23 protein-coding genes and 5 tRNA genes are annotated in these 23,887 nt (G+C 64.4%); 2 read left to right on the forward strand and 26 right to left on the reverse strand.

What is annotated here, in order from left to right:
* Window positions 1-143: 143 nt before the first annotated feature.
* From MRBLMU1_RS06470 to MRBLMU1_RS06495, 6 genes are all read right to left on the reverse strand, one after another.
* A complete protein-coding gene (locus tag MRBLMU1_RS06470) occupies window positions 144-779 on the reverse strand; it encodes a response regulator transcription factor (protein ID WP_363498745.1) in 636 nt (211 codons plus the stop codon).
* Between the two features lie 47 nt (window positions 780-826).
* The gene (locus MRBLMU1_RS06475) at window positions 827-3,772 is read right to left on the reverse strand and encodes a sensor histidine kinase (protein ID WP_363498748.1); all 2,946 of its coding nucleotides are present in this window, start codon (window positions 3,770-3,772) and stop codon (window positions 827-829) included.
* A gap of 244 nt (window positions 3,773-4,016) precedes the next feature.
* Window positions 4,017-4,382 carry a type II toxin-antitoxin system PemK/MazF family toxin gene (locus MRBLMU1_RS06480; protein ID WP_363498751.1) on the reverse strand — a complete coding sequence of 122 codons (366 nt, stop codon included), beginning with the start codon at window positions 4,380-4,382 and terminating at the stop codon, window positions 4,017-4,019.
* On the reverse strand, window positions 4,382-4,636 hold the full coding sequence (locus MRBLMU1_RS06485) for an AbrB/MazE/SpoVT family DNA-binding domain-containing protein (RefSeq protein ID WP_363498754.1): 255 nt from the start codon (window positions 4,634-4,636) through the stop codon (window positions 4,382-4,384). The genes MRBLMU1_RS06480 and MRBLMU1_RS06485 overlap by 1 nt, the downstream gene beginning before the upstream one ends.
* A gap of 135 nt (window positions 4,637-4,771) precedes the next feature.
* On the reverse strand, window positions 4,772-5,362 hold the full coding sequence (locus MRBLMU1_RS06490; protein WP_363498758.1) for an NF038129 family PEP-CTERM protein: 591 nt from the start codon (window positions 5,360-5,362) through the stop codon (window positions 4,772-4,774).
* 12 nt (window positions 5,363-5,374) lie between these two features.
* Window positions 5,375-8,458, reverse strand: coding sequence for a putative Ig domain-containing protein (locus MRBLMU1_RS06495; protein ID WP_363498761.1), 3,084 nt, complete (start codon window positions 8,456-8,458; stop codon window positions 5,375-5,377).
* A 353-nt stretch (window positions 8,459-8,811) separates the two neighbouring features.
* Here MRBLMU1_RS06495 and MRBLMU1_RS06500 point away from each other — a divergent pair, with 353 nt between their 5' ends.
* Window positions 8,812-9,066, forward strand: coding sequence for a type II toxin-antitoxin system Phd/YefM family antitoxin (locus tag MRBLMU1_RS06500; RefSeq protein WP_363498764.1), 255 nt, complete (start codon window positions 8,812-8,814; stop codon window positions 9,064-9,066).
* Window positions 9,063-9,488, forward strand: a complete 426-nt coding sequence (locus MRBLMU1_RS06505) for a type II toxin-antitoxin system VapC family toxin (protein ID WP_363498767.1) — start codon at window positions 9,063-9,065, stop codon at window positions 9,486-9,488. The genes MRBLMU1_RS06500 and MRBLMU1_RS06505 overlap by 4 nt, the downstream gene beginning before the upstream one ends.
* A gap of 65 nt (window positions 9,489-9,553) precedes the next feature.
* Here the strand turns inward: MRBLMU1_RS06505 and MRBLMU1_RS06510 are convergent.
* The 20 genes from MRBLMU1_RS06510 to MRBLMU1_RS06605 all read right to left on the reverse strand — a co-directional run bounded on the left by MRBLMU1_RS06510 (window position 9,554) and on the right by MRBLMU1_RS06605 (window position 23,849).
* Window positions 9,554-9,629, reverse strand: a tRNA-Gly gene (locus MRBLMU1_RS06510).
* 17 nt (window positions 9,630-9,646) lie between these two features.
* Window positions 9,647-9,720 (reverse strand) — tRNA-Cys (locus tag MRBLMU1_RS06515).
* A 54-nt stretch (window positions 9,721-9,774) separates the two neighbouring features.
* Window positions 9,775-9,850, reverse strand: a tRNA-Gly gene (locus MRBLMU1_RS06520).
* A 53-nt stretch (window positions 9,851-9,903) separates the two neighbouring features.
* Window positions 9,904-9,979 (reverse strand) — tRNA-Gly (locus MRBLMU1_RS06525).
* A gap of 80 nt (window positions 9,980-10,059) precedes the next feature.
* Window positions 10,060-10,135: transfer RNA gene (locus MRBLMU1_RS06530), tRNA-Gly, on the reverse strand.
* A gap of 114 nt (window positions 10,136-10,249) precedes the next feature.
* Entirely contained in the window at window positions 10,250-10,831 is a 582-nt protein-coding gene (gene pgsA / locus MRBLMU1_RS06535; RefSeq protein ID WP_363498770.1) for a CDP-diacylglycerol--glycerol-3-phosphate 3-phosphatidyltransferase, read from the reverse strand.
* A 120-nt stretch (window positions 10,832-10,951) separates the two neighbouring features.
* Window positions 10,952-12,829: an excinuclease ABC subunit UvrC gene (uvrC, locus tag MRBLMU1_RS06540; RefSeq protein WP_363498773.1), complete on the reverse strand. Its 1,878-nt coding sequence runs from the start codon at window positions 12,827-12,829 to the stop codon at window positions 10,952-10,954.
* Window positions 12,830-12,848: 19 nt separating this feature from the next.
* Window positions 12,849-13,244, reverse strand: coding sequence for a holo-ACP synthase (gene acpS, locus MRBLMU1_RS06545; RefSeq protein ID WP_209715033.1), 396 nt, complete (start codon window positions 13,242-13,244; stop codon window positions 12,849-12,851).
* Entirely contained in the window at window positions 13,241-13,999 is a 759-nt protein-coding gene (pdxJ, locus tag MRBLMU1_RS06550) for a pyridoxine 5'-phosphate synthase (protein WP_363498778.1), read from the reverse strand. The genes acpS and pdxJ overlap by 4 nt, the downstream gene beginning before the upstream one ends.
* A gap of 56 nt (window positions 14,000-14,055) precedes the next feature.
* The gene (gene recO / locus MRBLMU1_RS06555) at window positions 14,056-14,952 is read right to left on the reverse strand and encodes a DNA repair protein RecO (protein WP_363498781.1); all 897 of its coding nucleotides are present in this window, start codon (window positions 14,950-14,952) and stop codon (window positions 14,056-14,058) included.
* Window positions 14,953-14,962: 10 nt separating this feature from the next.
* Entirely contained in the window at window positions 14,963-15,865 is a 903-nt protein-coding gene (gene era / locus MRBLMU1_RS06560) for a GTPase Era (RefSeq protein ID WP_363498784.1), read from the reverse strand.
* A gap of 54 nt (window positions 15,866-15,919) precedes the next feature.
* Window positions 15,920-16,732, reverse strand: a complete 813-nt coding sequence (gene rnc / locus MRBLMU1_RS06565; protein ID WP_363498787.1) for a ribonuclease III — start codon at window positions 16,730-16,732, stop codon at window positions 15,920-15,922.
* A gap of 55 nt (window positions 16,733-16,787) precedes the next feature.
* Window positions 16,788-17,180 carry a DUF4845 domain-containing protein gene (locus tag MRBLMU1_RS06570; protein WP_363498790.1) on the reverse strand — a complete coding sequence of 131 codons (393 nt, stop codon included), beginning with the start codon at window positions 17,178-17,180 and terminating at the stop codon, window positions 16,788-16,790.
* 32 nt (window positions 17,181-17,212) lie between these two features.
* Window positions 17,213-18,133, reverse strand: a complete 921-nt coding sequence (gene lepB / locus MRBLMU1_RS06575) for a signal peptidase I (protein ID WP_363498794.1) — start codon at window positions 18,131-18,133, stop codon at window positions 17,213-17,215.
* Window positions 18,130-19,923 (reverse strand): translation elongation factor 4, encoded by a 1,794-nt coding sequence (gene lepA, locus MRBLMU1_RS06580; RefSeq protein WP_363498797.1) that lies wholly within the window; start codon window positions 19,921-19,923, stop codon window positions 18,130-18,132. The genes lepB and lepA overlap by 4 nt, the downstream gene beginning before the upstream one ends.
* 186 nt (window positions 19,924-20,109) lie before the next feature.
* Window positions 20,110-20,376: a glutaredoxin family protein gene (locus tag MRBLMU1_RS06585; protein ID WP_363498799.1), complete on the reverse strand. Its 267-nt coding sequence runs from the start codon at window positions 20,374-20,376 to the stop codon at window positions 20,110-20,112.
* 101 nt (window positions 20,377-20,477) lie between these two features.
* Window positions 20,478-22,013 (reverse strand): Do family serine endopeptidase, encoded by a 1,536-nt coding sequence (locus tag MRBLMU1_RS06590; RefSeq protein WP_414646032.1) that lies wholly within the window; start codon window positions 22,011-22,013, stop codon window positions 20,478-20,480.
* Between the two features lie 179 nt (window positions 22,014-22,192).
* Window positions 22,193-22,531, reverse strand: coding sequence for a sigma-E factor negative regulatory protein (locus MRBLMU1_RS06595; RefSeq protein ID WP_363498802.1), 339 nt, complete (start codon window positions 22,529-22,531; stop codon window positions 22,193-22,195).
* A gap of 87 nt (window positions 22,532-22,618) precedes the next feature.
* Entirely contained in the window at window positions 22,619-23,221 is a 603-nt protein-coding gene (rpoE, locus tag MRBLMU1_RS06600; RefSeq protein WP_363498805.1) for an RNA polymerase sigma factor RpoE, read from the reverse strand.
* A gap of 79 nt (window positions 23,222-23,300) precedes the next feature.
* Window positions 23,301-23,849, reverse strand: a complete 549-nt coding sequence (locus MRBLMU1_RS06605) for a hypothetical protein (protein WP_363498808.1) — start codon at window positions 23,847-23,849, stop codon at window positions 23,301-23,303.
* Window positions 23,850-23,887 lie beyond the last annotated feature (38 nt).

Here is a 23,887-nt window from a genome sequence, read left to right on the forward strand (position 1 = left end):
CCTCGTTGGAAGTCGTTGTCATAGCGACCAGCTTGCCTGATTTCCCCCCGGCCGGGGCGGCCCGACGCGCAGATGGCGCCGGATTACCCCCCTGAAATGGGGGGCACGGCGGCGCCGGCACGATCGGGCCGGCGCGGCGAGGGTCAGAGGCCGAGGATGCCCCGCTCCAGCGCGATCATCACCGCGTGGGCGCGGTCGCGCGCCTGCAGCTTGAGCAGGATGTTGCTCATGTAGCCCTTGACGGTTTCGCTCGAGATGCCCAGCGTCTCGGCGATGGCCGCGTTGGTGTTGCCGCGCGCGACAAGCTTGAGCACGTCCACCTCGCGCGACGTGACCACCGTGCCGTTGCGGGTCTGGGCCAGCGCCGATTCCAGCGATGGCGGAATGCTGCGGCCGCCCGCATGGATGTGGCGCACCGTCTCGATCAGGCTTTTGCGCACCGCGCTCTTGAACACGTAGCCGACCGCGCCGGAGGTGATCGCGCGCGCCGCGTGGCAGTCGCCCTCGAGCGTGGTGAGCGCGACGATGCGCGCGGCGGGGAACTCGGCGCGAATGGCGGCGATGGCCTCGACGCCGCCCATGTCGGGCATTTGCAGGTCCATCAGGGTGACGGCCGGACGCAGCGCCCGGTGCAGCGCGATCGCTTCCGCGCCGCTGGCGGCCTGGCCGACCAGGTACAGGTCCGGCTCGGCGGCGATGACGCTGGCGATGCCCTGCTGGAACAGCGGGTGGTCATCGACGCTCAGGATCGTGATGGGCAGCGGGATGAAGGCGCTCATAAAAGCCAGGGGCGAATGGGAACGCCCATTCTGACATAAACGCGCCGTCACCGGTAGGCCAGCGCGGCCGGCAGCGACACCTCGACGCGGGTGCCGGCGCCGGGCGCGCTGTGCAGCCGCAGCGCGCCGCCGATGCGCACGGCGCGCTCGCGCATGCCGGTCAGGCCCCAGTGGCGCCCGCCCAGCCCGGCCGGCGGCGCCCCCGGCGCGGCATCGAAGCCCTTGCCCTGGTCGCGGATGGCCAGCGTGAAAGCGGCCGCGCCATACGACAGCTCGGCGGCCAGCGTGCCGCTGCCGGAATGGCGCAGCGCGTTGGCGATCGCCTCCTTGGCGATGGCGTACAGCTCGTCCTGGGCGTCGGCCCGCAGCGCGCGCCGCCCGCCGCGCTCGTGCAGCGAGAACGCCACGCCGCGCTCGGCGCACGCCGCGTCGCCGGCAAGCGCCAGCGCCGGCGCCAGATCGGCGCGGCAGGCGTGATGAACGCGCAGGTCCATCAACTGGTCGCGCCCCTCGTCGAGCACGGCGTCGGCGGCGTCGAGGGCGGCGTCGATGCGCGACTGCGCCGCGTCGTCCCTCGGCAGCGCGTTCTTGATGGTGTGGAAGCGCAGGATCAGGCTTTGCACGCTTTGCAGGAAGGTGTCGTGCAAGGTGCGGGCGATGCGCTCGCGCTCCTCGAGCTGCGCGCGCATGCGCTCGACGACGCGCGCCGTCTGGCTGGACAGCCGGCGCCGGTGCAGCAGATACGCGCCGGCGGCCAGCAGCGCGCCGCACGCCAGCTTGAACCAGAGGGTCTGGTAGAACGCCGGCGCGATGCGGAATTCCAGGCTGGCCGGCGCGGCGCTCCACAGGCCGTCCTCGTTGGCGGCCATCACCTCGAACCGGTAGTCGCCGGGACCGAGGTTGGTGTAGAAGGCCTGCCGCAGCGCGCCCGCGTCGCGCCAGGCGTGGTCCTGTCCGACCAGGCGGGTGCGAAAGCGCGCCCGTTCCGGAATCGACAGCACGGCGGCGGTGAAGTCGATGCGCAGGTTGTGCGTGTGCCTGGGCAGGCCGAGGCCGCCGGTGGCGCGGTAGCGCCGCGTGTCGGTGGTGAGCGCGGTGATCAGCGGCGTCGGCGCCACCGGGTTGCGGGCGATGTGGCGCGGATCGACCAGGCCGACGCTGCCGGAGGTGGCGTACCACAAGCGGCCGTCGCCGGCTTCGACCAGGGTGTCGAGCGGCAGCACCTGGGCCGGCACGCCCTCGTGGCCGTCCAGATGGTCGAAGCGTTCGGCGGCGACCCGGCCCGTTCCACCACCTTCCCCGTCCGCCGTCGCGGCGGCCAGGTCGGCCGCGCCGATGCGGATCAGGCCATTGAGCCCGTGCAGCCACAGGTCGCCCGCCGCCGTCTGCACGATGCCCGAGACGCCGGCGAACGGCCGGCCGGCGCTGTCGCCGAGCGCGACGAAGCGCCCATTGTGGAAGCGGGCCAGGCCCTGGTCGCCGCCGACCCACAGCGTGCCCCGGCGGCTGAACATGGCCAGCACGTTGCCGACCACCAGCCCGTCGGCGGCGCCGAAGCGCCGGATTTTTCCCTGGTCGAGCATCGCCATGGCGTTGCCGGCGTAGCCGAGCCACAGCCGCCCCCCGGGGTCGGTGTGCAAGGAGGTGGCGTCGCGCCCCGCCAGTTCGGCGTGGCCGCCGCCGGCCTGCCAGACGCCGTCCTTGAAGGTATGCACGCCGCGCCGCATGATCGACACCCACAGGCAGCCATCGCCGGCGATCGCCAGCGCCTGCACCGGCTGCTGTATCAGCGCCGGCGGCAGCGGCCAGCGGCGCACCCGGCCATCGCGCCGGCTCCACAGCGCGTGGACGTTGCCGAACCAGAGCGTGCCATCGGCGGCGAGCACGCCGGCGGTGGCCGACTCCATCGTGCTGGCGATGCGGCGCCCGTCGGCCGCGATGGCGAAGGTCGGCGGCGAAAGCGCGCTCAACGACGAGTGGCTGTTGATCCAGACCTCGCCGTCGGCCCCGGCGGTGATGCTGAAATCGGTGCTGCCGGTCGGCATGTCCTGCACCGACAGGCGGGTTTCCCGTATGCGGTCGACGCCGTTCTCCGTCATGAACCAGAGATTGCCCTCGCGGTCGTCGAACGGGCCGGTGAACACGCGCCTGGCGCTGAAACCGTTGGGCGCCGGCAGCCGCTTCTTCAACCTGAAGTCCGGCGTGTACAGCCGCATGCCGTCGCCGGGGCCGATCCACCAGGCGTTGCGTCCGTCGCGGTGCACGCTGTAGGGCATGACGCCGACGTCGGGCAAGGACAGCGGCGCGGACGTCTCGGACGCGGGGTCGAAGATGCGGGGCTGCACGCCGAAGCGGAACACCCTCACCCGGCCGTCGGGCAGCAACTGGCTCGGCTGCATGCTGCCGAAGCCGTCGACCCGGCGGAACCGGTGCGTGCCGGGTATCTGGCGATACAGGCCGTCGAGATGCGTGACGAGCAGTCCGCCATCGCCCAGGACGTTGAAGGTCGGCTGGTCGCCGGGCGGCACGCCGTCGGCCGGCGACACCTGGCGCCAGCGCGCGCCGTCGAGCCGGTAGATGCCGGAGGGACTGGAAAACCAGCGCGTGCCGTCCGCCGTTTGCGCGATTTGCAGGATGGCGCTAGGCGGCACGCCCTCGGCTTCGCCGTAGTGCCGCGCCGCGCCATGCTCGAACACGGAAATGCCCCCATGCGAGTAGCCGACCCACAACGCGTCGCCGGACAAGGCCAGCGAGCGCACGTTCGGCGACAGCAGCTTGTTGCCGGCGATATCGTCGAGCCGTTCGAAGCGCACGCCGTCAAAGCGGAACAGGCCGTCCGACGCGCCGAACCACAGCATGCCGGCGCGGTCCTGCACCATGGCCATGGCGTCGGAGGGCGCGCCGTCCTGCTTGGTCCAAGCCTTGTGCGACAGGTTGGTGCGCCAGAACGGCGGCGGCTCGCCGGCGGCCGGGGTGGCCTTCGTCGTGGCCATCACAGTGGCCGTGCCCGCAAAGACCGCAGCCGCCCACAGGGCGCGATGCCGGCGCGCGCGGGGCAGGCTGGCCAAGGGAGCGGGCGACGGGAAACTCATACTGGCGGCATACTTAGTAACCAAAAAGCAACAGATTACAGCATAGGCCGCCTAATCTCAATGCCTCCGCCCTGCGCGGATCGCGTATCGTCGATCAAGGATCGCGCCGCGCGGTTGACCGTCGCGCCCATCCGTTCCCGGCCTGCTACTGACCGATCGCGATAATCTGGTTCAGCGCCTCGCAAGCCTCGACAAATACGTTTTCCGGCGCCTGTTTCATTGGATGCGCTTTTGCCCCCCGGCGTTTCCAGTCGAACGACTTCGGTTGATGTGTCAGGATATAGCTGACGACGCCGGTAGCGCCGACAAATCGTACCGCAAACGGATTGGCGTCGTTGTAGTCGGCCGTTGTCATCGGCAGTCCGATGACGATGCCGGTACGCTCGTTGAATGCCCGGGGAGACAACACAAGCAGCGGGTGGACGTCCTTCATTTCGCGCCCGGCCTGCGGATTGCAATCGATCCAGATGATGTCGCGCCGTTCGGGCGACCACGTCCTACCGACCGCCATCACATCTCCTCGATACCCAGCGGCTGCGTTTCCATCACCTCGCCGGCATGGATGGCCGGATCGAATAAAGCTAGTTTCTGAGCCAGCGATAATTTGGGCCGCCCCATCGAGCGCACCGTGAAGCCGGATTCCTCAAGCACCATCTCGACCGGCTGCCCCACCGAAAAACGCGCCGACCTGGCAATAGCCGCCGGAATCCGCACCGCAAGACTGTTGCCCCATTGTTGAATAGTCAGATTGACTGGCTTCGCCATGACACCCCTCCGTATGTATCTACAAGTATATACACGATCGGTCCCATGTCAATGCGCCGGAGGGGTCGCCCCTTGGGCGCCTGACCGACAGGCCGGGCCGGCGCCAGCGCACCGGCCCGACTTACCCGACGGCGCTTAACGCCGGCGGCGCGCGTGCGCCATCAGGCACAGCATGCCCGCCAGCAGCATCAGCACACTCGACGGCTCGGGAACGGCCTGCACATGGCTCAGCGGACTGGCGTTATTGACCGTGAAAACGGCCCCGGACGCGGCGTCCGGCTGCAGCGACACCGTACCGAGATCGCCATCGGCCCCGAGATAACTGGACTCGTTGAACAGCGACCAGCCGAAGGTCGTGCCGGCATCACCCGCACCCAAGGTGAAGCCGACGTCGAACGACAGCATGCCGCCGAGGCTCACCGTCATCACCAACTCGCCGCCCCCGCCGGCGTTGCTGAACACCAGCGGCCCCGGCGGCATGCCGGTGACCGACCCGGTGAGCTGGGGCTGGCCGGAGAACGCGCCGGCCAGATTGTTCACCGTCGCCGTGGCCGGCGCGGCATCGGCCAGGCCGAGGAAGTACAGCCCCAGATACGCCTGGCCACCGCCCAGTGTCGCGGTGTCGATGGTGACGGTGTAGCGCGGCGCGGCACCGGCCTGGCCCGCTCCGCCCAGCACACAGGCGGCCAGCAGCAGTTTTGCCAATAGGCCTTTCAAGTAACTCATGGTTTTATCTCCTTAGTATTTAGCGCTGATCAGCTTGCGGCCATAGCCGATGGCCAGCTTGGACGGGTTGCTGAAGGTCGTGGTCAGGGTCACGCTCTGGCCCGGCGCCAGGTCGGCGGACGGCAGCGTGATGTAGGGCGTGTTGTCGTCGACGCCGGTCGCGTTGTCGAGCGTGACGCCGGCGGTGAGATTCTCCAGTCTGAAGTGCAACGGCCCCTTGATGGCTTGCTGGGTGGTGTTGGTGATGGTCACCGTGCCGGTGTACTTCTGCGTGAAGCGGTTCATGGTCAGGCCGGACTGCAGCATGCTGACGCTGGCGCTGACATCGACCGGCGCCAGCAAATCGAAGCGCGAACCGTGGAAGTGCAGTTCGCTGTATGAGGAGATGCCGGGATAGGCCGGATCGGTCGGTGGTCCCGGATGGTCGACGCGCACCATGAAGTAGCGGTAGCGCTCGTTCTCCAGTCCCGGCAGCACGGGAATGACCTCCATGATGAAGTTCTGGCTGCCGGTGTCGCTGGTCTCGCGGCTGGTCAGCAGGGTCCACGCGGCGTTGTCGTTCGAACCGTAGACATTGATGCCCTGCGTACGATTGCCGAACATGAAGCGCGGGCGGAAGCCGAAGGCGTTGGCCGCGACGCGGTAGTTCTCGCCGAAGTCCAAGGTTACGGGGTTGCGCAAATCGCCCGAGGTGGTGTTGTAGTCGTCGTCCACCAGCGACGGGATGGCTGCGGGGTTGAGCACGGTCGTGGTGACCATGTTCTTGCTCCAGTCCAGGCTGCCGTCCGAGGCCAGCCGGGGATTGACCAGCTCCAGCTTGCGCGTCACTTCCTGCACCTTTTTCAGCAGCGCCGGAAATTCGGCGTCGGGCGCCGTGGCCATGGCCTTGCGCAACGGCGCCAGCTCGGCCTTGAACGTCGCCAGCGATGGCGTCGTATAGGCCGCCCCCGTGTCATAGCCGCCCAGCGCGGCGGCGAACGCCGTATGGCGGTCGGGCTGCACGCTCAGGCGCGCCGTCATCGTGCTGATGGAGACGCCGTCCGTGGCGCTGACGACCAGGTCGTGCATGCCGGTCTGGTTCGCCGCCGGCGTCCAGGTCAGCGCGCCGGTCGTCGTGTCCAGGGTCGCGCCGGGCGGCAGGCTGACCGCCTTGTAGACCACGCTGTCGGCGGCGTTGGCGTCGGTCGCCGTATAAACGGCCTGGTAAGGCATGCCCTGCACCACCAGCTCCGTCTCCGGGAAGACCGGCATGGCGAAGCGCGGCGGCGTCAGCTGCGTGGGCGCGGCCATGTTGACGAAGTCCACGTCGACCGTCGCGCCTTCGGGGCCGGTGAATTTGAAGTAGATGATGTTGTCGCCCAGGCGCCTGCCGGCGGTCGCCGCGTTCGAGCTGTCCGGCACGATGTAGCGCCATTGCCCGCCGGTGTCCGGCACCGTCATCTCGCTCCACGGCTTGGCGCCCTCGGTCGCGCTGGCCGCCAGCCTGGTCACGGCGTTGGTGCGCACCATGATGCCCACCGGGGCGTACTTGCTGCGGTCGGCATAGCCGATGTCGTGGAACACCACCGTCGCGCCGGACGGCGTCAACTGCGCGCGTCCGTAGGTGCGCTCGCCTTCGGTCGCCGTGGCCCATTCGCCGTTGAGGAAGATCGACTTGCGCTCGGTCTCCAGCATCCCCGTGCTGGCGGGCAGCGGGATGCCGGTCAGCGCCCTGGGCAAGGTCAGGAAGGCTTCGGCGCCCATGTCCTTGTTGTTGGGCGAGGCCTGCCCCCACGGCGTGACGGGACCGTTGGCGTGCGCGGCCGCCATCGCCAGATACGGCGCCACGGAGTCGACGTCCACGCCCTCCTCGTACTTGTAGACGTTGTAGACCTCGGGGATGCCTTCGACCTGGTTCAGGCGCCCCCGGTAGGCCTCGGAAATGCCCGAGGTGCCGCCGCTGGTGTCGGCCCACGGCGTGTTGTAGCCCAGCATGAAACGGGCGTAGGCATTGGCCCCCATCAGCACCCGGTTGCCGCCGAATTTGTAGACGCTGACGGCGTCGCCGGCGGTGGACGGCTTGCCGGTGTACGGGTCCACTTTGGTCCCCTGCGACGTCACCAGGCGCAGCAGGCCGATCAGGTTGTCGACGTTGTCGCCGCCGTGGGCCTGGTCGCGCATCATCTCCTGGATTTGATAGAACGGGTAGCCCACCGTGTTGTGCGGGTTGTCGGTATCGATGAAGGGAATCAGCGGCAGGATGCCGCCGTTGATGTCCGGACGGGTCGAGCTGGCGTTGACCGTCAGCCACTCGACGGTCTCGTCGTAGCGGGCGCGGTTGTCGGTGAAGATGGCGCCGGCCAGGCGGCCTACGATCGAATAGACGTGCTGGTTCATGAAGCGCTCGTTACTGGCGAAGAAGGTGCGCTCCATCGGGTCGATCAGGTTGTCCTTGAGCTTTTGCGTGTCGGTGGCGGTCCAGGCCAGCGGGTACGCGGTGTAGGCGGCATCGGCCGGCGTGTAGCGCATGATCTCCGCCGCCAGCAGCATGCGGAACAGCGGCACGCCGGTGTGGATGTGGGCATCCGGGTAGTAGGCGTAGCCGTTGGGATTCATGTTGCTCCAGGTGCGCAGGATGCGCATGGCGTTGCGGCGATACTCGTTCTGCCCGGTCATGTAGTACAGCAGCGATTGCGTCAGCGCCCCCTGCGAATCGTTGATCAGGCGGGTCTGGCCGGTGCCGTTGTTGAAGTTGGGCGTGTTGGGCGTGTCGACCTTGGTGGCGTCGCGGTTGGTCGGCTGCAGGTTGATGTTGGCGTAGTTGCAGCAGACCGTGGAGAGGGTGTTGTAGTAGGTCTTGTACGGCTCGACGTCCGCCCTGACCTGCTGGCGGGCGTACTCGAGCTGTTCCAAGGTGAAGCCTAGCGCCGGATGCTTGAAACCGGCGTCGCTGACCGACGGCTGGGCCTGCGGGGTGGCGACGAAGCTGATGGCCGCCGCCGGCGCGGTGGAAAAAACCAGCAGCGCCGACGCGATCGCGGCGCGCAGCTTGCCGCGATAATGGGTGGGCGCTGGCGGCTGTTGCCGCTTGGCGCCTTGAAGTGATTGCTTATTCATATGTCTCCTTATAGTTAGAAATGCCGATTCCCCTGCCAATTCACACTGTGTTATCGATAACAAATTACCTCAAAAAAAAGGCTATGCAGCCGGTATCGCCAAAAGGGTATCGGGCATAGCCCACAGACGGACGAAAGTTATCGATAACAATTTTAAGCGTGTAAGCGCTGCGGAATTGATTTGGGACTAGTGAATTTACCACGAGACGCGACGTGCGCTGTATTAATAAAGCAACAATATCGTCGCACGGGCTCCGAATCACGGAATTTCCGGGCGACGAACGGCGGCAAAACCATAGCAACCATTTGATGTAGTAACATCCCTACATAAGCCAATATTGCGGAATTGATGTCATGACTATTACCACCTTTTCGAGCCGCGAATTTAACCAAGGGGTAAGCGAGGCCAAACGAGCGGCAAGCGACGGGCCGGTTTTCATCACAGACAGAGGTCGGCCGGCTCATGTGCTACTGACCTTCGAGGATTACCAACGGCTCACCAAGCAGCGGCGCAATATTGCCGATGCTCTGGCTATGCCGTGTCTCGCCGACATCGAGTTTGAACCACCGCGCGCGGCCATCGAGACTCGGCCGGCTGACTTTTCATGATGTTTGTTCTCGATACCAATGTGGTGTCCGAACTGCGTAAAGTACGACTAGGTAAGGCCGACGTAAATGTGACGGCGTGGTCCGATACCGTTGATGCCAGCGACCTCTTCGTGTCGGCCATCACCATCATGGAACTGGAGCTGGGTGTTTTGTCGGTCGAACTAAAGGACGCCACGCAAGGGGCTGTGTTGCGTTCCTGGTTGGAACAACAAGTTCTGCCTGAGTTCGCTGGACGCACGCTGCCTGTCGATACTGCCGTCGCACAACGCTGCGCCCGATTGCACGTACCCAATAGGCGCGGAAAGCGCGACGCACTCATTGCGGCAACCGCCCTTGTACATGGCATGACGGTCGTCACGCGCAATGTCACCGATTTCAAGCCTACCGGAGTAAGCCTCTTCAATCCATGGGAAGGATCGTGATCGAGCGGCGGGGAGCCTAAGCTTCAATGCAAAAAGGGCAGCCACATGGCTGCCCTTCTGCATACTGGAGCGGGAGAAGAGTCTCGAACTCTCGACCTCAACCTTGGCAAGGTTGCGCTCTACCAACTGAGCTACTCCCGCTTGGAGTTCAAATTGTCTGGAGGCGAGGACGGGAGTCGAACCCGTCTACACGGCTTTGCAGGCCGCTGCATAACCGCTTTGCTACCTCGCCAGAGGAAACTTTTGACTGAGAGCACAGCGGGTTACGCGCTGCGATCCGAAATTCTGGAGCGGGAGAAGAGTCTCGAACTCTCGACCTCAACCTTGGCAAGGTTGCGCTCTACCAACTGAGCTACTCCCGCATTGGAGCTACATTTTTTACTGTCGTTACCACACCGGCCAGCTTTAAAAACACTGGAGCGGGAGAAGAGTCTCGAACTCTCGACCTCAACCTTGGCAAGGTTGCGCTCTACCAACTGAGCTACTCCCGCATCGGAGTCCAACATCATAGCAGCAAGCTGTTGCTAATTCTAGTGCTACTTTTTTTGCTACGCCACGCGTTGCATCAAACTGGAGCGGGAGAAGAGTCTCGAACTCTCGACCTCAACCTTGGCAAGGTTGCGCTCTACCAACTGAGCTACTCCCGCGTCGTCTTCTGCAACAACAGGCCAGCATTATAGAGTATCTGTGCCGCCTGTCAATGGCAAAAACTTTGCCGAATGAAAAAGATTGAATATTGTTTATTCAGTTCGCGCCGGGCATTACACCGTCCCGGCTTTTTCCTTGATCAGCGGCCAGGCCAGGCGCAGATAGTAGAACATCGACCACACCGTCAGCACGGCGGCGATCTCCAGCAGGCGCGCGCCCCAGAACTGCGTGTCGATCGCGCCGAACAGCACGTCGTGGTACAGCAGCAGCGGAATGGCGGTCATTTGCGCGGTGGTCTTGATCTTGCCCAGCGAGCTGACGGCGACCGATTTGGAGGCGCCGATCTGCGCCATCCACTCGCGCAACGCCGAGATGGCGATCTCGCGGCCGATGATGACGAACGACAGCACGGCGTTGGCGCGGTCCAGCTGCACCAGCACCAGCAAGGCCCCCGCCACCATCAGCTTGTCGGCGACCGGATCGAGAAAGGCGCCGAAGGCCGAGGTCTGGTTCCAGCGGCGCGCCAGGAAACCGTCGAACCAGTCGGTGACGGCGGCGATGATGAACACCAGCGTCGCCGCCAGGTTTTGATCGGCCACCGGCAGCATCGTCGTCGGCAGATAGTAGACGCCGACCACCAGCGGAATCAGCGCGACGCGCAACCAGGTTAACAGTATCGGTATATTGAAGGGCATAGGCTTGAATGAAGGTGCTGCTGTGAATATTTTGTTACGCGCCGCTAGTCTACCTTGCCGCCGCACATTAAACCAGCACGTTTGCCCCGGGCGCCATCGCCCCGCCCTTCCACGCCACCGCTAGTGCAGCTGGCGGTAGATTTCCTCGGCCAGCGCGCTGGAGATGCCTTCGACCTGTTTCAGGTCCTCGACGCTGGCGTTGACCACGCCCCGCAGGCCGCCAAAGCGCGCCAGCAGGCGCTGGCGGCGTTTGGCGCCGATGCCCTCGATCTCCTCCAGCCGCGAGGTCTGGCGCGTCTTGGCGCGCTTGGCGCGCATGCCGGTGATGGCGAAACGGTGCGCCTCGTCGCGGATCAGGGCGACGAGCATCAGCGCCGCCGATTCCTTGCCCAGCTCCTGCGGCGCGCGGCCGTCGACGAACATCAAGGTCTCCAGGCCGACGCGCCGCCCCTCCCCTTTGGCCACGCCGACGATCAAGCTGATATCCAGCCCCAGTTCCGCGAACACCTGGCGCGCCATCTCGATCTGGCCCTTGCCGCCGTCGATCAGCACCACGTCGGGCATGACGCCGTCGCCGTTGGCCACCTTCTCGTAGCGGCGGAACAGCACCTGCCGCATCGCCGCGTAATCATCGCCGGGGGTGATGTCGTTGATGTTGTAGCGGCGGTATTCGCCGTTCTGCATCTGATGGTGGTGGAACACCACGCACGAGGCCTGCGTCGCCTCGCCCTGCGTGTGCGAGATGTCGAAGCATTCGATGCGCAGCAGGTCGATATCCTCCGGCTCCAGCGCCAGCGCCTCGACCAGCGCGCGCGTGCGCGATTGCTGCGAGCCCTGCTCCGACAGCAGGCGCGCCAGCGAGATCTCGGCGCCCTTCTGCGCCAGTTCCAGCCATTTGCGGCGCTGGTCCTGCGGCTGGAAGATCAGGTTGATGCGGTGGCCGCACTGCTCCTGCAAGGCCACCATCAGCGCCGGCTGGTCGAATTCGATATTCAGGATCAAGGTACCGGGGATGAACTTCTCGGTGTAGTGCTGGACCAGGAAGGCGGCCAGCACCTCCACTTCGATCGGGTCTTCCGCGATGGCGGCGGCGTCGCCGATGTGGTTGGGGAAGTAAGCGCGGTCGCCAAGGTGGCGGCCGCCGCGCACCATCGCCAGGTTGACGCAGGCGCGCCCGCCCTGCACCAGCACGGCGATGATGTCGACGTCGGCGTCGCCGGTGGTTTCCATGCTTTGCTGGTGCAGCACGCGCGACAGCGACTGGATCTGGTTGCGCACCGACGCGGCCTGCTCGAATTTGAGGTCGGCGGCGTAGGCGTGCATTTTCTTTTCCAGGTCCTCCATCACTTCGCTCTGGCGTCCGCGCAGGAAGCGCGCGGCGTTTTCGACGTCGGTCTTATAGTCTTCCTTGCTGATCAAGTCGACGCACGGGCCGCTGCAACGGCCGATCTGGTGCAGCAGGCAGGGGCGCGTGCGGTTGGAGTAGACGCTGTCCTCGCAGGTGCGGATCAGGAATACCTTCTGCAGGATCTGCATCGATTCCTTGACCGCCCAGGAACTGGGGAACGGGCCGAAATACTGGTTCTTCTTGTCGACCGCGCCGCGATAGTAGACCATGCGCGGCGAGTCGCCGCCGGTGATCTTCAGGTAGGGGTACGACTTATCGTCGCGGAACAGGATGTTGAAGCGCGGCGCCAGCGCCTTGATCAGGTTGTTCTCGAGGATCAGCGCTTCGGCCTCGCTGTGCGTGACCGTCGTTTCAAGCCGGGCGATGCGCTCGACCATCATGGCGATGCGCGGGCTGGCGATGTTCTTCTGGAAGTAGCTGGAGACGCGTTTTTTCAGGTCGCGCGCCTTGCCGACGTAGAGGACTTTGTCCTCGGCGTCGAAATAGCGGTACACGCCCGGCAGGTTGGGCAGCTTGGCCACGGTGGCCAGCACTTGTTCGCGCGGGTCGAGCGCCGGTGCGGTTGGTACGGATGGTGCGACGTCAGTCATTACGTGTCTCGGTGCTGTCTCAAATGGCTTGTTCGACGATGACGAATGCGACGGCGTATTCCGCCTCGTCGCTGACCGTCACCTGCGTCGTCAGCTTGTTCTTGTCCATGAATTCCTTCAGTACGCCGCTGCACACGATCATCGGCTTGCCGCTCGGCGCGTTGAGCATCTGCGCGGCCGGCCAGGTCATCGGCATGCGGATACCGAGGCCGATGGCCTTGGCGAAGGCCTCCTTGGCGGCGAAGCGCGTGGCGACGAAGCGGATGCCGCGCACCGGGTTCTTGGCCTTGCGCGCGAGGTACTTCTCCATCTCCTGCGGGCCCAATATCTTTTTGGCGAAGCGGTCGCCGTGGCGCGCCAGCGCCTCCTCGATGCGCGGGATTTTGCAGATATCGGTGCCTATGCCGTAGATCACCGCGCCCCCAGCCGGGTCGAGACCATGATGGCCTTCATTTCGCGCACGGCGTTCTCCCAGCCGACGAACACCGAATGGGCGACGATGGCGTGGCCGATGTTCAGCTCCGCGATGTCCGGAATGGCGGCGATGGCCTGGACGTTGGTGTAGTGCAGGCCGTGGCCGGCGTTGACCTTCAGGCCCTTGGAGACGCCGAACAGCACGCCGCGCTTGACCCTTTCCAGTTCGGTCGCCTGCTCGGCGCCCTCGGTGTCGGCATAGCGGCCGGTGTGCAGTTCGATCACCGGCGCGCCGGCTTCCACCGTGGCGGCGATCTGCGCCTCGTCGGCATCGATGAACAGGCTGACGCGGATGCCCTCGGCCTGCAACTGCTTGACGGCCGCCCGCACGGCGTTGAAGTGGGTGACGACATCGAGGCCGCCCTCGGTGGTGACCTCGGTGCGCTTTTCCGGCACCAGGCAGACGTCGGCCGGCTTGATGCGGCAGGCGAAGTCGATCATCTCCTGCGTGACGGCCGCCTCCAGGTTCATGCGGGTGAGCAGCTGCGGCGCCAGCGCGATGACGTCGGCGTCCTTGATGTGGCGGCGGTCTTCGCGCAGGTGCAGCGTGATGCAGTCGGCGCCGGCCTGCTCGGCCAGCAGCGCGGCGCGGATCGGATCCGGATACATGGTGCCGCGCGCGTTGCGCAGGGTGGCGACGTGGTCGATGTTGACGCCAAGGTCGATGATGGTGCCGGAAGGATGCAGGTAGCTCATTTGTCTTTACCGTCTATGATGGTTTTATAACTGCGGATTGTTCTGTGACTGCGATTCTATAACTGCGACAGGTCGATCAATATCTGGCGCGTGTTCAGCGGCGCGCCGCCCAGATGGTGCGCCAGCAGGAAGCGCATCAGCTGCTTGCTCTGCGATTGCGTGGCGGCGTCCTGGTAATCCTCGCGCTCCATGTCGAGCAGCGTCTTGCCGGCCACGCGCGGCGACTGGTCGGACGCGCGCTCGGGACGCGGCCCGCGCTCCGGATCGACCACGTAGACCACGTCGGCCCGCACCGGCGCGCGCGTGGTGGTGCAGCGCGACAGGTCGGCCGAGACCCCTGTTTCCCTAAGTAAGGCCCGTTCGAACTTTCGCAAGACGATGGGCGCCGGTTCGTTGTGCGCGAGTTGATTCAGCGTGGCGACGTAGTGGTCGAACAGGGCCGGATGGGCGTCGTCGCGCGCCAGCAGCTTGACCAGCAGCTCGTTGAGGTAGAAGCCGCACAGCAGCGCGGTTTTCTCCAGCGGCAGCATGCCGCCCACCCATTCGGCGTCGGTCAGGGTGCGCAGCTCGGATTTGCCGACCCAGCTCGACGACAGCGGCTGGAAGGTTTGCAGTACGCCGCGCAGCTGCGAGTGCGGCCGCTTGGCGCCCTTGGCGATCAAGGCCACGCGGCCGAAGTCGCGCGTGAACAGATCGATGATCAGGCTGGTTTCTTTGTAGGGATAGCTGTGCAGGACGAAGGCCGGCTGGCCGGCGACCTTGGTGCCGAAGGTGCGTTCGCGCGACGGCGCGCGGGGACGCTTCGGGGGACTTGCCGGGACGGCGGCCGGGGTGGCGGCCGCCTGCGCCGGCGTGGTGACGGGCACTACGCCACGCTCCGCCCCAGGCGCCGCCTGTCGCGGTTCGGCCGTGGTATCGGCATCAGCCTCGGCGTCGTGCGTGGTGTTGGACATCGGTCCTCTTTTATTCGTAGCCGTAGGCGCGCAGACCCGCTTCGTTGTCGGCCCAGCCGGATTTGACCTTGACCCAGATTTCCAGGTAGACCGGGCCGCCGAACAGCTTTTCCATGTCCAGCCGCGCCTGCGTCGACACTTCCTTCAGGCGCGCGCCCTTGTTACCGATGATCATGGACTTGTGCGTGTCGCGCTCGACCAGGATGGCGGCGAACACGCGGCGCAGGTCGCCCTCCCGCTCGAACTGCTCGATCAGCACGGTGCTGGTGTACGGCAGCTCGTCGCCGACGAAGCGGAACAGTTTTTCGCGCACGATCTCCGACGCCAGGAATTTCTCGCTGCGGTCGGTGATGTCGTCCGGGCCGAAGATCGGCTGGTTCTCCGGCAGGAATTTCTTGATCTCTTTTTCCAGGCCGTCGAGCTGGAAGCGCAGCTTGGCCGACACCGGCACGATGGCGGCGAAGTTGAACTTGGCCGCGACCTGCTGGGCGAACGGCAGCAGCACCGCCTTGTCCTTGACCTTGTCGGCCTTGTTGATCACCAGGATCACCGGCACTTCGGTCGGCAACAGATCGAGCACTTGCTGGTCGGCCGGGCCGAAGGTGCCCGCCTCGATCACGTACAGGATCAGGTCCGACGAGATCAAGGTATTGGTGACGGTCTTGTTGAGGGTCTTGTTGAGCGCGTTCGCGTGGCGGGTCTGGAAGCCCGGCGTGTCGACATAGATGAACTGGGCGTCGTCGTGGGTCTGGATGCCGGTGATGCGGTGGCGCGTGGTCTGCGCCTTGCGCGAGGTGATGCTGACCTTGGCGCCGATCAGCGTGTTCATCAACGTCGATTTGCCCACGTTGGGGCGGCCGACAATGGCGATATAGCCACAACGGAAGTTGGCGGGGGTCGTTTCGGTAGTCATGCTATATCGCTTCAGAGTATGGTGTTGCGCTTCGTGTAATGCAATTTCCAGCGGTTACTTGGTGGCCGCCTTGGCCGGCGCGGCCGCCGCCGGCTTGGTCTCGCCGCCGGCCTCGCCCTGCACGGTGGCGATGCCGGCCAGCTTGAGCTGGGCGGCGCGCGGCTTGGCCTTGCGCCCGGCGGCCGGGGTCTTCAGCAACGCCTGCTCGGCCACTTCCAGCGCCAGCTTGGCGGCGGCCTGTTCGCCGGCGCGGCGGCTGCCGCCACGTCCGTAGACCTGGATGCCCAGCTTGGGCACCAGGCACTCGATCTCGAATTCCTGGCTGTGCGCGGCGCCATGGGTGGCCACCACATTGTACAGCGGAAGCGAAATCTTCTTACTTTGCAGGAATTCCTGCAGCAGCGTCTTGGCGTCCTTGCCCAGCGTTTGCGGGTCGACGGTGTCGAGGATGGGGATGTAGAAGGCGCGGATCACGTCGCGCGCCGGGTTGAAGCCGCCATCCAAAAAAATGGCGCCTAACAGCGCCTCAAGCGTGTCGGCCAGGATCGATGGACGCCGGAAGCCGCCCGATTTCAGCTCGCCCTCGCCCAGGCGCAGGAACTGCGACAGCTCCAGCTTCTGGGCGATCTCGTACAGCGACTGCTGCTTGACCAGGTTGGCGCGCAGGCGCGACAGGTCGCCCTCGTCGATCGCCACGTAACGCTCGTACAGGATCGACGCCACCACGCAGTTGAGGATCGAATCGCCGAGGAACTCCAGTCGTTCGTTATGCAAACTGCTGTGGCTACGATGCGTCAAGGCCTGCTGCAGCAGGCCAGCATCCTGGAACGTATAGCCTAAACGGGTTTGCAATAACTGAAGATTCATTGTTTGATCGGTTCTGTGTGACGTCGTAGCGACGCTTTAAATTAATCGGCTGGCTTTATTCATTGATTTTCGCCGCCGGCGGGCCGGACTTGGCGGTCGTGCCCTGGTATTCGAGCAGCAGGCTGGCCGGTCCGACCAGCGGGATTTTCTTTTCGTACGCGAAACTCACTTCCATCTCGCCGTTTTCCTTGCCGATGACCAGATCGCGGCCGCTGATCGAGCTGATGTACCCGGTCGTGGCGCTGGCGTCGAACGCCTTCTGGATCTCGACCACCGAATTGCCGCCGATGGATTTGGCGGTGACGATGGCGTTCTGGATCGCCCGGTATTCGGTGTAGGTGGGCACGATCTTCAGCCCCAGCACGCCGATAAAGCCCAGTGCGGCCAGGACCACGATCAGCCCCACCAGTGAAATACCCTGTTGCCTGTATCGACGAACTGATTGCATGTTAGTCCCTTTCGGTCCGCCCGCGTTCGAGATTACTGGATGCCGCCGATACGGCGCAGATTACCCAGGTTCATCCAGACAAAGAATGCTTTTCCAACAATGTTCTTATCAGGAACGAAGCCCCAGTAGCGGCTGTCGAGGCTGTTATCGCGATTATCACCCATCATGAAGTAGTTGCCCTTCGGAACCACGCACGTGAAGCTGTCATAGGTGTAGGTGCACGACTCGTCCTTCAACGGGAACTGCTGCACTTCGGCCGGGTTCAACGTCGGCGCGCGTTCGTTGTTCAGAATGCGGTGCGTGACGCCGGTCAGGCCTTCTTGGTACTGCTTGTTGTAGACCAGCCGCTCGTCGTCCAGGTAATCGTCCAGCGCGGTGTACTTCACTTCCACGCCGTTGACCGTCAAGCGCTTGTTTGCATACGTGATCTTATCACCCGGCACGCCGACGACACGCTTGATGTAATCCTGGCTCATGTCGCGCGGATATTTGAAGACCATGACGTCGCCGCGCTGCGGATCGTTGATCTGGATGATCTTCTTGTTCAGGACCGGCAGGCGGATGCCGTAGGTGAACTTGTTCACCAGGATCAGATCGCCCACCAGCAGGGTCGGCACCATCGACGACGACGGGATCTTGAACGGCTCGTACAGGAACGAGCGCAGGAAGAACACCAGCGCGATGACCGGGAAGAAGCTGCCCGAATACTCGATCCACACCGGCTGGCGCAGGATGCCCGCCTCGATCGCGGCGCGGTTGCCGTTGTTGTCGACCTTGATGCCGTCGGCGGTCAGCTTGGCGTTGCGCGCGTCGTACTCGGCCAGCGCGCGGTTGGCGGCGGCGCGGCGCTGCTTGGCCAGGTAGAACACGTCCAGGAACCAGATCACGCCCGTGATCACCATCAGCACGAACAGGATTAATGCGAAGTTACCTAAGATTACTTGCAGGCTCATTTATCGTCCACTTGTAAGATTGCCAGGAATGCCTCTTGTGGAATCTCGACCGAGCCCACTTGTTTCATGCGTTTTTTACCGGCCTTTTGCTTCTCGAGCAGTTTCTTCTTGCGGCTGATGTCGCCGCCGTAGCACTTGGCCAGCACGTTCTTGCGCAAGGCCTTGACGTTTTCACGCGAGATCACGTTGACACCGATGGCGGCCTGGATCGCCACGTCGAACATCTGGCGCGGGATCAGCTCGCGCATCTTGGCGGCCACCTGGCGGCCGCGATACGCCGAGTTGGAGCGGTGCACGATGATGGCCAGCGCGTCGACCTTCTCGCCGTTGATCAGCATGTCGACCTTGACGACGTCGGAGGCGCGGTATTCCTTGAACTCGTAGTCCATCGAGGCGTAGCCGCGCGAGGTCGACTTCAGTTTGTCGAAGAAGTCGAGCACGATCTCGCCCATCGGCATCTCGTACACCAGCTTGACCTGGCGGCCGTGGTAGGCCATGTCCATCTGCACGCCGCGCTTGCCGATGCACAGGGTGATCACCGAGCCGACGTATTCTTGCGGCATGTACAGGTTGACCGTGACGATGGGCTCACGAATCTCGTTGATCTTGGTCGGCTCCGGCATCTTCGACGGATTGTCGACCTTGATGATGCTGTTATCGCGCATGACGACCTCGTACACCACGGTCGGCGCCGTGGTGATCAGGTCCATGTCGAATTCGCGCTCCAGGCGCTCCTGGACGATCTCCATGTGCAGCAGGCCGAGGAAGCCGCAGCGGAAGCCGAAGCCCAGCGCCTGCGACACTTCCGGCTCGTACATCAGCGCGGCGTCGTTCAACTTCAGTTTTTCCAGCGAGTCGCGCAGCGCGTCGTACTGGTTGGCCTCGACCGGGAACAGGCCGGCGAACACCTGCGGCTGGACTTCCTTGAAGCCCGGCAGCGGCGCGGCGGCCGGACGGTTGGCCAGCGTGACGGTGTCGCCCACCTTGGCGGCCTTCAATTCCTTGATGCCGGCGATGATGAAGCCCACCTGGCCGGCCGACAGCTGCGGCAAGGAGACCGAGCGCGGCGCGAAGATGCCGACGTCCTCGACCAGTTGCAGCGAGTCGGTCGCCATCAGTTTGATCTTGTCTTTTGGTTTCAAGGTGCCGTTGATCACGCGCACCAGCATCACCACGCCGACGTATGGGTCGTACCAGGAGTCGACGATCAGCGCCTGCAGCGGCGCGTCCGGGTCGCCCTTCGGCGGCGGCACCTTGGCGATGATCGATTCGAGCACGTCCTCGACGCCCAGGCCGGTCTTGGCCGAGCAATGGACGGCGTCGCCGGCTTCGATGCCGATGACGTCCTCGATTTCGGCGATGGCGTTCGGCGGATCGGCGTTCGGCAAGTCGATCTTGTTGAGCACAGGCACCACTTCGACGCCCAGGTCGAGCGCGGTGTAGCAGTTGGCCACGGTCTGCGCTTCCACGCCTTGCGAGGCGTCGACCACCAGCAGCGCGCCTTCGCACGCCGACAGCGAGCGCGACACTTCATACGAGAAGTCGACGTGGCCCGGGGTGTCGATCAGGTTCAGGTTGTAGACCACGCCGTCGCGCGCCTTGTATTGCAGCGCGGCGGTCTGCGCCTTGATCGTGATGCCGCGTTCGCGCTCCAGATCCATCGAATCGAGCACCTGCGCCTCCATCTCGCGGTCAGACAAACCGCCGCACAGTTGGATGATGCGGTCTGCCAGGGTCGATTTACCGTGGTCGATGTGGGCGATGATGGAAAAATTGCGTATGTTGTTCATTAACAAATATTCAAAAACGGGTGTGAAACGACGGGCGCGCGTGGAAGTGACATCCTGTGCGCAATACAAAAAAAGCGCTCCGAGCGGGGCAGTAATGCCCTGGCGAGCGCCTGATGTAGCTAACCCCGCATTTTACCGGATTTCAGAGGGGAAAGGCCGACTTCTGCACCGCGAGATGGATTTTGCTTATTTATTGAGCAAGGAACGGGCCTGAAGCACGGCCAGCACGCGCGGCTCGTCGAGGAAGTAGTGGCACAGCTCCGGCCCGGAGAGGTCGGCGTACAGCACCGGCACCAGTTCGTCGAAGCGGGCCAGCAGCGTGGGATCGTCCGAGGTATCGATGTCGACGACGTCGACGGTGAACGGGCGCGCCGGCGTTTGCAGGCGCAGCAAGGCGTCCAGCATGTCCTGGCACAGGTGGCAGTAACTACGGGAATAAAGGGTGAAGTGCATGAAAATCGGAACCGTTCAACCCGCACCCCGTTGGCTTGGGGTCGGACCCGCTGGGTCCGACCCCGGGTTGGCCGGGGGGGGGTGCGGGGTGGTTCCGCCTTTTATTTCTCTTTCGCCGCCGCGCTCGGCCGCAACGAAATGAACTGCGTCGCCTCGCCACGGCGCACCAGCAGCACCGACGGCTTCTTCGGATCGAGCTTGGCCACCAGCGCGTTGAACTGCTTGGCGTCCTTGATCTCGCTGTTATTCAGCTGCAGCACGACGTCGCCCTCCTGCAGGCGCGCGGCCACACCCTCGGCCGACTCGACCACCACGCCGCCGCTGACGCCCAGCGCTTTCCTCTTCTCGGCGCTCAGATCGCTGACCACCAGGCCAAGCGCGTTCGGCTTGCCGGCCGCCTCCGGCTCCGCCTGCTCACCCTTGCCCTTGCCTTTGGACGCCTTGGCGCCCTTTTCCGGCTCCAGCTCGGCCACCACCACCGGCAGGTCGATCTGCGCGCCCTTGCGCCAGACCGTCACGGTCGCCTTGCTGTTGATGGCCGTGCCGCCCACCAGGCGCGGCAGATCCGACGAGCGCGACACCGGCGCGCCGTTGAATTTCAGGATGATGTCGCCGGACTTGATGCCGGCCTTGTCGGCGGGACCGCCCGGCTCGACCAGCGACACCTCGGCGCCCTGCGCGCTCTTCAGGCCCAGCGACTCGGCCACTTCCCGGCTCACTTCGCCGATCTGGACGCCGATGCGCCCGCGCGTGACCTTGCCGGACTTCTTCAGCTGCTCGGAGACGCGGATCGCCTCGTCGATCGGCACCGCGAACGAGATGCCGTTGTAGGCGCCGGACAAGGTGGCGATCTGCGAGTTGATGCCGATGACTTCGCCACGCATATTGATCAGCGGGCCGCCCGAGTTGCCCGGATTGACGGCCACGTCGCTCTGGATCAGCGCCAGGTAATCGCCGGTGTCGCGCTGCTTGGCCGAGATGATGCCGGCGGTGACGGTGTTTTCCAGGTTGAACGGGGAGCCGATGGCGATCACCCATTCGCCGACGCGGATCTTGTCGGAATCGCCCATCATCAGGAACGGCAACCGGTCGCCTTCGATCTTCAGCACGGCGACGTCGGTGCGGGCGTCCGCGCCCAGCACCTTGGCCTTGAACTCGCGCTTGTCGGTCAGCGTGACGAACACCTCGTCGGCGCCGTCGACCACGTGGGCGTTGGTCATCACGTAGCCGTCGGCCGACAGGATGAAACCGGAACCGACGCCGCGCTGGACCGGCTCCTCGGGCGCCTGGCGGCGTCCGCGCGGATTGCCCCTGCCGGGCGGCACGGCCTTGCCGCCGGGGCCGGGCTGGGGAATGGCGCCGCCGAAGAAGCGGCGCAGGAATTCCTGCATTTCCTCGTCGCCGAGCTCCTCGCCGCGACCGCCCTGCTTCATCACTTCGGTGGTGCGGATATTGACCACCGCCGGGCCGACCTTGTCGACCAGGTCGGCGAAATCGGGCAAGCCCACCACGGCGCCGGTGACCGGCGCGGCCGCTGTCGCGGGCGCCATGCCCAGCAGGGCCGGAGACATCCATACGCTTGCGCCGACCAGCAGCGCGGAAAGAGTTTTACCACCAGCAGTGAAATTGTTTTTCATGGAAAGTATCGGTCTCTATAAAGTTCTTGGATGCGTTCAACCACCCCCAAGCGCCAAGCGTCATGGGTGGCTAGCATACATGGTAAGCGAAAACTCGCCCGCCAGCTTGCGCAAAGTTATTATAAGAGTATGTGACGGCCGCTGGCTTAAGGCAGAATTACGGCGGCATTACGCCGGCGTCATGGCAGAATCACGTCCGCGCGGGACTCCGGCCGGTCCTCGGGAGGCGCGCTCTGGTCGAACGGCGGCGCGGCCGGATCGGTGGCGCCGGGCGTGAACGGGGATAGCTCGTGGGCCGGCTCGGCCGCCAGACGCGCCGCCAGCGCCGCGCTGAAACCCGCGCTCAGCGTGCCGTCGGCCTCGTCGCGCAGCACGTCGCCGGTGAGGTGGTAAGCGCGCCAGGCCGCCTGCCCTTCCACAGTGTCGAGCGCGGCAAACGCCAACTCCCGTTCGCTGTGAGGCAGCTCACCGTCGGCCAACGCCGAGATGTTTTCATGCAGTCTTTTCTGGGTATCCATCGCATATCCCGCCACTTAAAACACATCCACCCGTGCCGCCTAGTCGACACTTTCCGGACGCCAACAACAATTGCCATCATTATAGCCTTACCAGCGCTTGTCAATCGGCATATCCAGTAAAGGCTTCAATTTTTCGGCGATGACTTCGCGGGCACGGAATATACGGCTGCGGACCGTACCGATCGGACAGGCCATGATGTCTGAAATCTCCTCATAGCTCAATCCCTCGATCTCGCGCAAGGCGATCGCGGTGCGCAAATCCACAGGCAAGGCATCCATCGCCGCATTGACCGTCTGCGCGATCTGTTTGCTTGCCAGCATGGATTCCGGCGTATTGATGTCGCGTAAATGCTCCCCATCGTTAAACCCCTCCGCTTGCTCCGCATCCGCTTCGGTCGACGTGGGCGTACGGCGGCCCTGCGTCGCCAGGAAGTTCTTGGCGGTATTGATGCCGATGCGGTACAGCCACGTGTAGAAGGCGGAGTCACCGCGAAAATGCCGCAACGCCCGGTACGCCTTGATAAACGTCTCTTGTACCACATCTTCAGCCTCGGCCGGGTCGTGCACGATACGTGACAGCAAGCGCATCAGGCGGCGTTGATACTTCGCCACCAGCATATCAAACGCCTGCTTGTCACCGGCCCGGACCCGGTCGACCAGCATCTGGTCACACTCACGTTCTGTCGTCACTCCTGCATTCCTCAGTGGCCTGCAGCGTCGCCGAATCTTATAGTCATATATGCTATAGAGTTAGCCCGCTGCAAGAAGTTCACAGTGTTGGCGTTTTTATTTCAGTGCGTCCAGCAACGGAACGGCACGCCAGAGACAGCGCACGCAGCTCGGGCCGCGTCACACCGTCGGGCAGCACCAGCACCCACCGCACCCTGCCGTCATCGCCACCCAGGCGTAACAACAAGATGCCCGGCCACAAGGTCGACCCATCCAGCAGGCGCAAGGCCGTCCCTGGTTCTTGGTATACCGCCAGCCGGAACCGGCCGACACCCGATATATCAAGCTGCAGCGCGATACCGCAGGGACGCCCCACCACCCAGCCGCACACGCCGGCCAACACACACAGCAGCGGCGCCAGCACGCCCGGACAGACGGCGCCCGACATCGTCACGCAACTACACAACCCGGCGTGCAACAGACGCAAGCCGGCCGAGGGGCGAACGATGACGGACACCGCAATCGACATGACGGCAGCACCACAAAACGCGTACACAAAAAATAGGGGGAAACAACACAGCTTGGAAGCGCCAGCGCAAGGCTGGGCAATTCTGGCGCTGGCGAATGCCAGCGCCGAATCCTCGCTCACTTTGGTTTGACCAGGTGAGCCCGGATTTAGTTCAACGC

This window comes from Burkholderia sp. LMU1-1-1.1 (assembly GCF_040675865.1).
GTDB lineage: Bacteria > Pseudomonadota > Gammaproteobacteria > Burkholderiales > Burkholderiaceae_D > Rugamonas.

Bases quoted from the DNA above. Each gene is read 5' to 3' on its own strand.
- MRBLMU1_RS06490 (WP_363498758.1), bottom strand. From the start codon at position 5,362: ATGAGTTACTTGAAAGGCCTATTGGCAAAACTGCTGCTGGCCGCCTGT.
- MRBLMU1_RS06500 (WP_363498764.1), top strand. From the start codon at position 8,812: ATGACTATTACCACCTTTTCGAGCCGCGAATTTAACCAAGGGGTAAGC.
- MRBLMU1_RS06480 (WP_363498751.1), bottom strand. From the start codon at position 4,382: ATGGCGGTCGGTAGGACGTGGTCGCCCGAACGGCGCGACATCATCTGG.
- MRBLMU1_RS06485 (WP_363498754.1), bottom strand. From the start codon at position 4,636: ATGGCGAAGCCAGTCAATCTGACTATTCAACAATGGGGCAACAGTCTT.
- MRBLMU1_RS06505 (WP_363498767.1), top strand. From the start codon at position 9,063: ATGATGTTTGTTCTCGATACCAATGTGGTGTCCGAACTGCGTAAAGTA.
- MRBLMU1_RS06475 (WP_363498748.1), bottom strand. From the start codon at position 3,772: ATGGCCACGACGAAGGCCACCCCGGCCGCCGGCGAGCCGCCGCCGTTC.
- rnc (WP_363498787.1), bottom strand. From the start codon at position 16,732: ATGAATCTTCAGTTATTGCAAACCCGTTTAGGCTATACGTTCCAGGAT.
- MRBLMU1_RS06570 (WP_363498790.1), bottom strand. From the start codon at position 17,180: ATGCAATCAGTTCGTCGATACAGGCAACAGGGTATTTCACTGGTGGGG.
- MRBLMU1_RS06585 (WP_363498799.1), bottom strand. From the start codon at position 20,376: ATGCACTTCACCCTTTATTCCCGTAGTTACTGCCACCTGTGCCAGGAC.
- pdxJ (WP_363498778.1), bottom strand. From the start codon at position 13,999: ATGAGCTACCTGCATCCTTCCGGCACCATCATCGACCTTGGCGTCAAC.
- pgsA (WP_363498770.1), bottom strand. From the start codon at position 10,831: ATGCCCTTCAATATACCGATACTGTTAACCTGGTTGCGCGTCGCGCTG.
- MRBLMU1_RS06590 (WP_414646032.1), bottom strand. From the start codon at position 22,013: ATGAAAAACAATTTCACTGCTGGTGGTAAAACTCTTTCCGCGCTGCTG.
- lepA (WP_363498797.1), bottom strand. From the start codon at position 19,923: ATGAACAACATACGCAATTTTTCCATCATCGCCCACATCGACCACGGT.
- uvrC (WP_363498773.1), bottom strand. From the start codon at position 12,829: ATGACTGACGTCGCACCATCCGTACCAACCGCACCGGCGCTCGACCCG.
- recO (WP_363498781.1), bottom strand. From the start codon at position 14,952: ATGTCCAACACCACGCACGACGCCGAGGCTGATGCCGATACCACGGCC.
- MRBLMU1_RS06495 (WP_363498761.1), bottom strand. From the start codon at position 8,458: ATGAATAAGCAATCACTTCAAGGCGCCAAGCGGCAACAGCCGCCAGCG.
- lepB (WP_363498794.1), bottom strand. From the start codon at position 18,133: ATGAGCCTGCAAGTAATCTTAGGTAACTTCGCATTAATCCTGTTCGTG.
- MRBLMU1_RS06470 (WP_363498745.1), bottom strand. From the start codon at position 779: ATGAGCGCCTTCATCCCGCTGCCCATCACGATCCTGAGCGTCGATGAC.
- MRBLMU1_RS06595 (WP_363498802.1), bottom strand. From the start codon at position 22,531: ATGGATACCCAGAAAAGACTGCATGAAAACATCTCGGCGTTGGCCGAC.
- era (WP_363498784.1), bottom strand. From the start codon at position 15,865: ATGACTACCGAAACGACCCCCGCCAACTTCCGTTGTGGCTATATCGCC.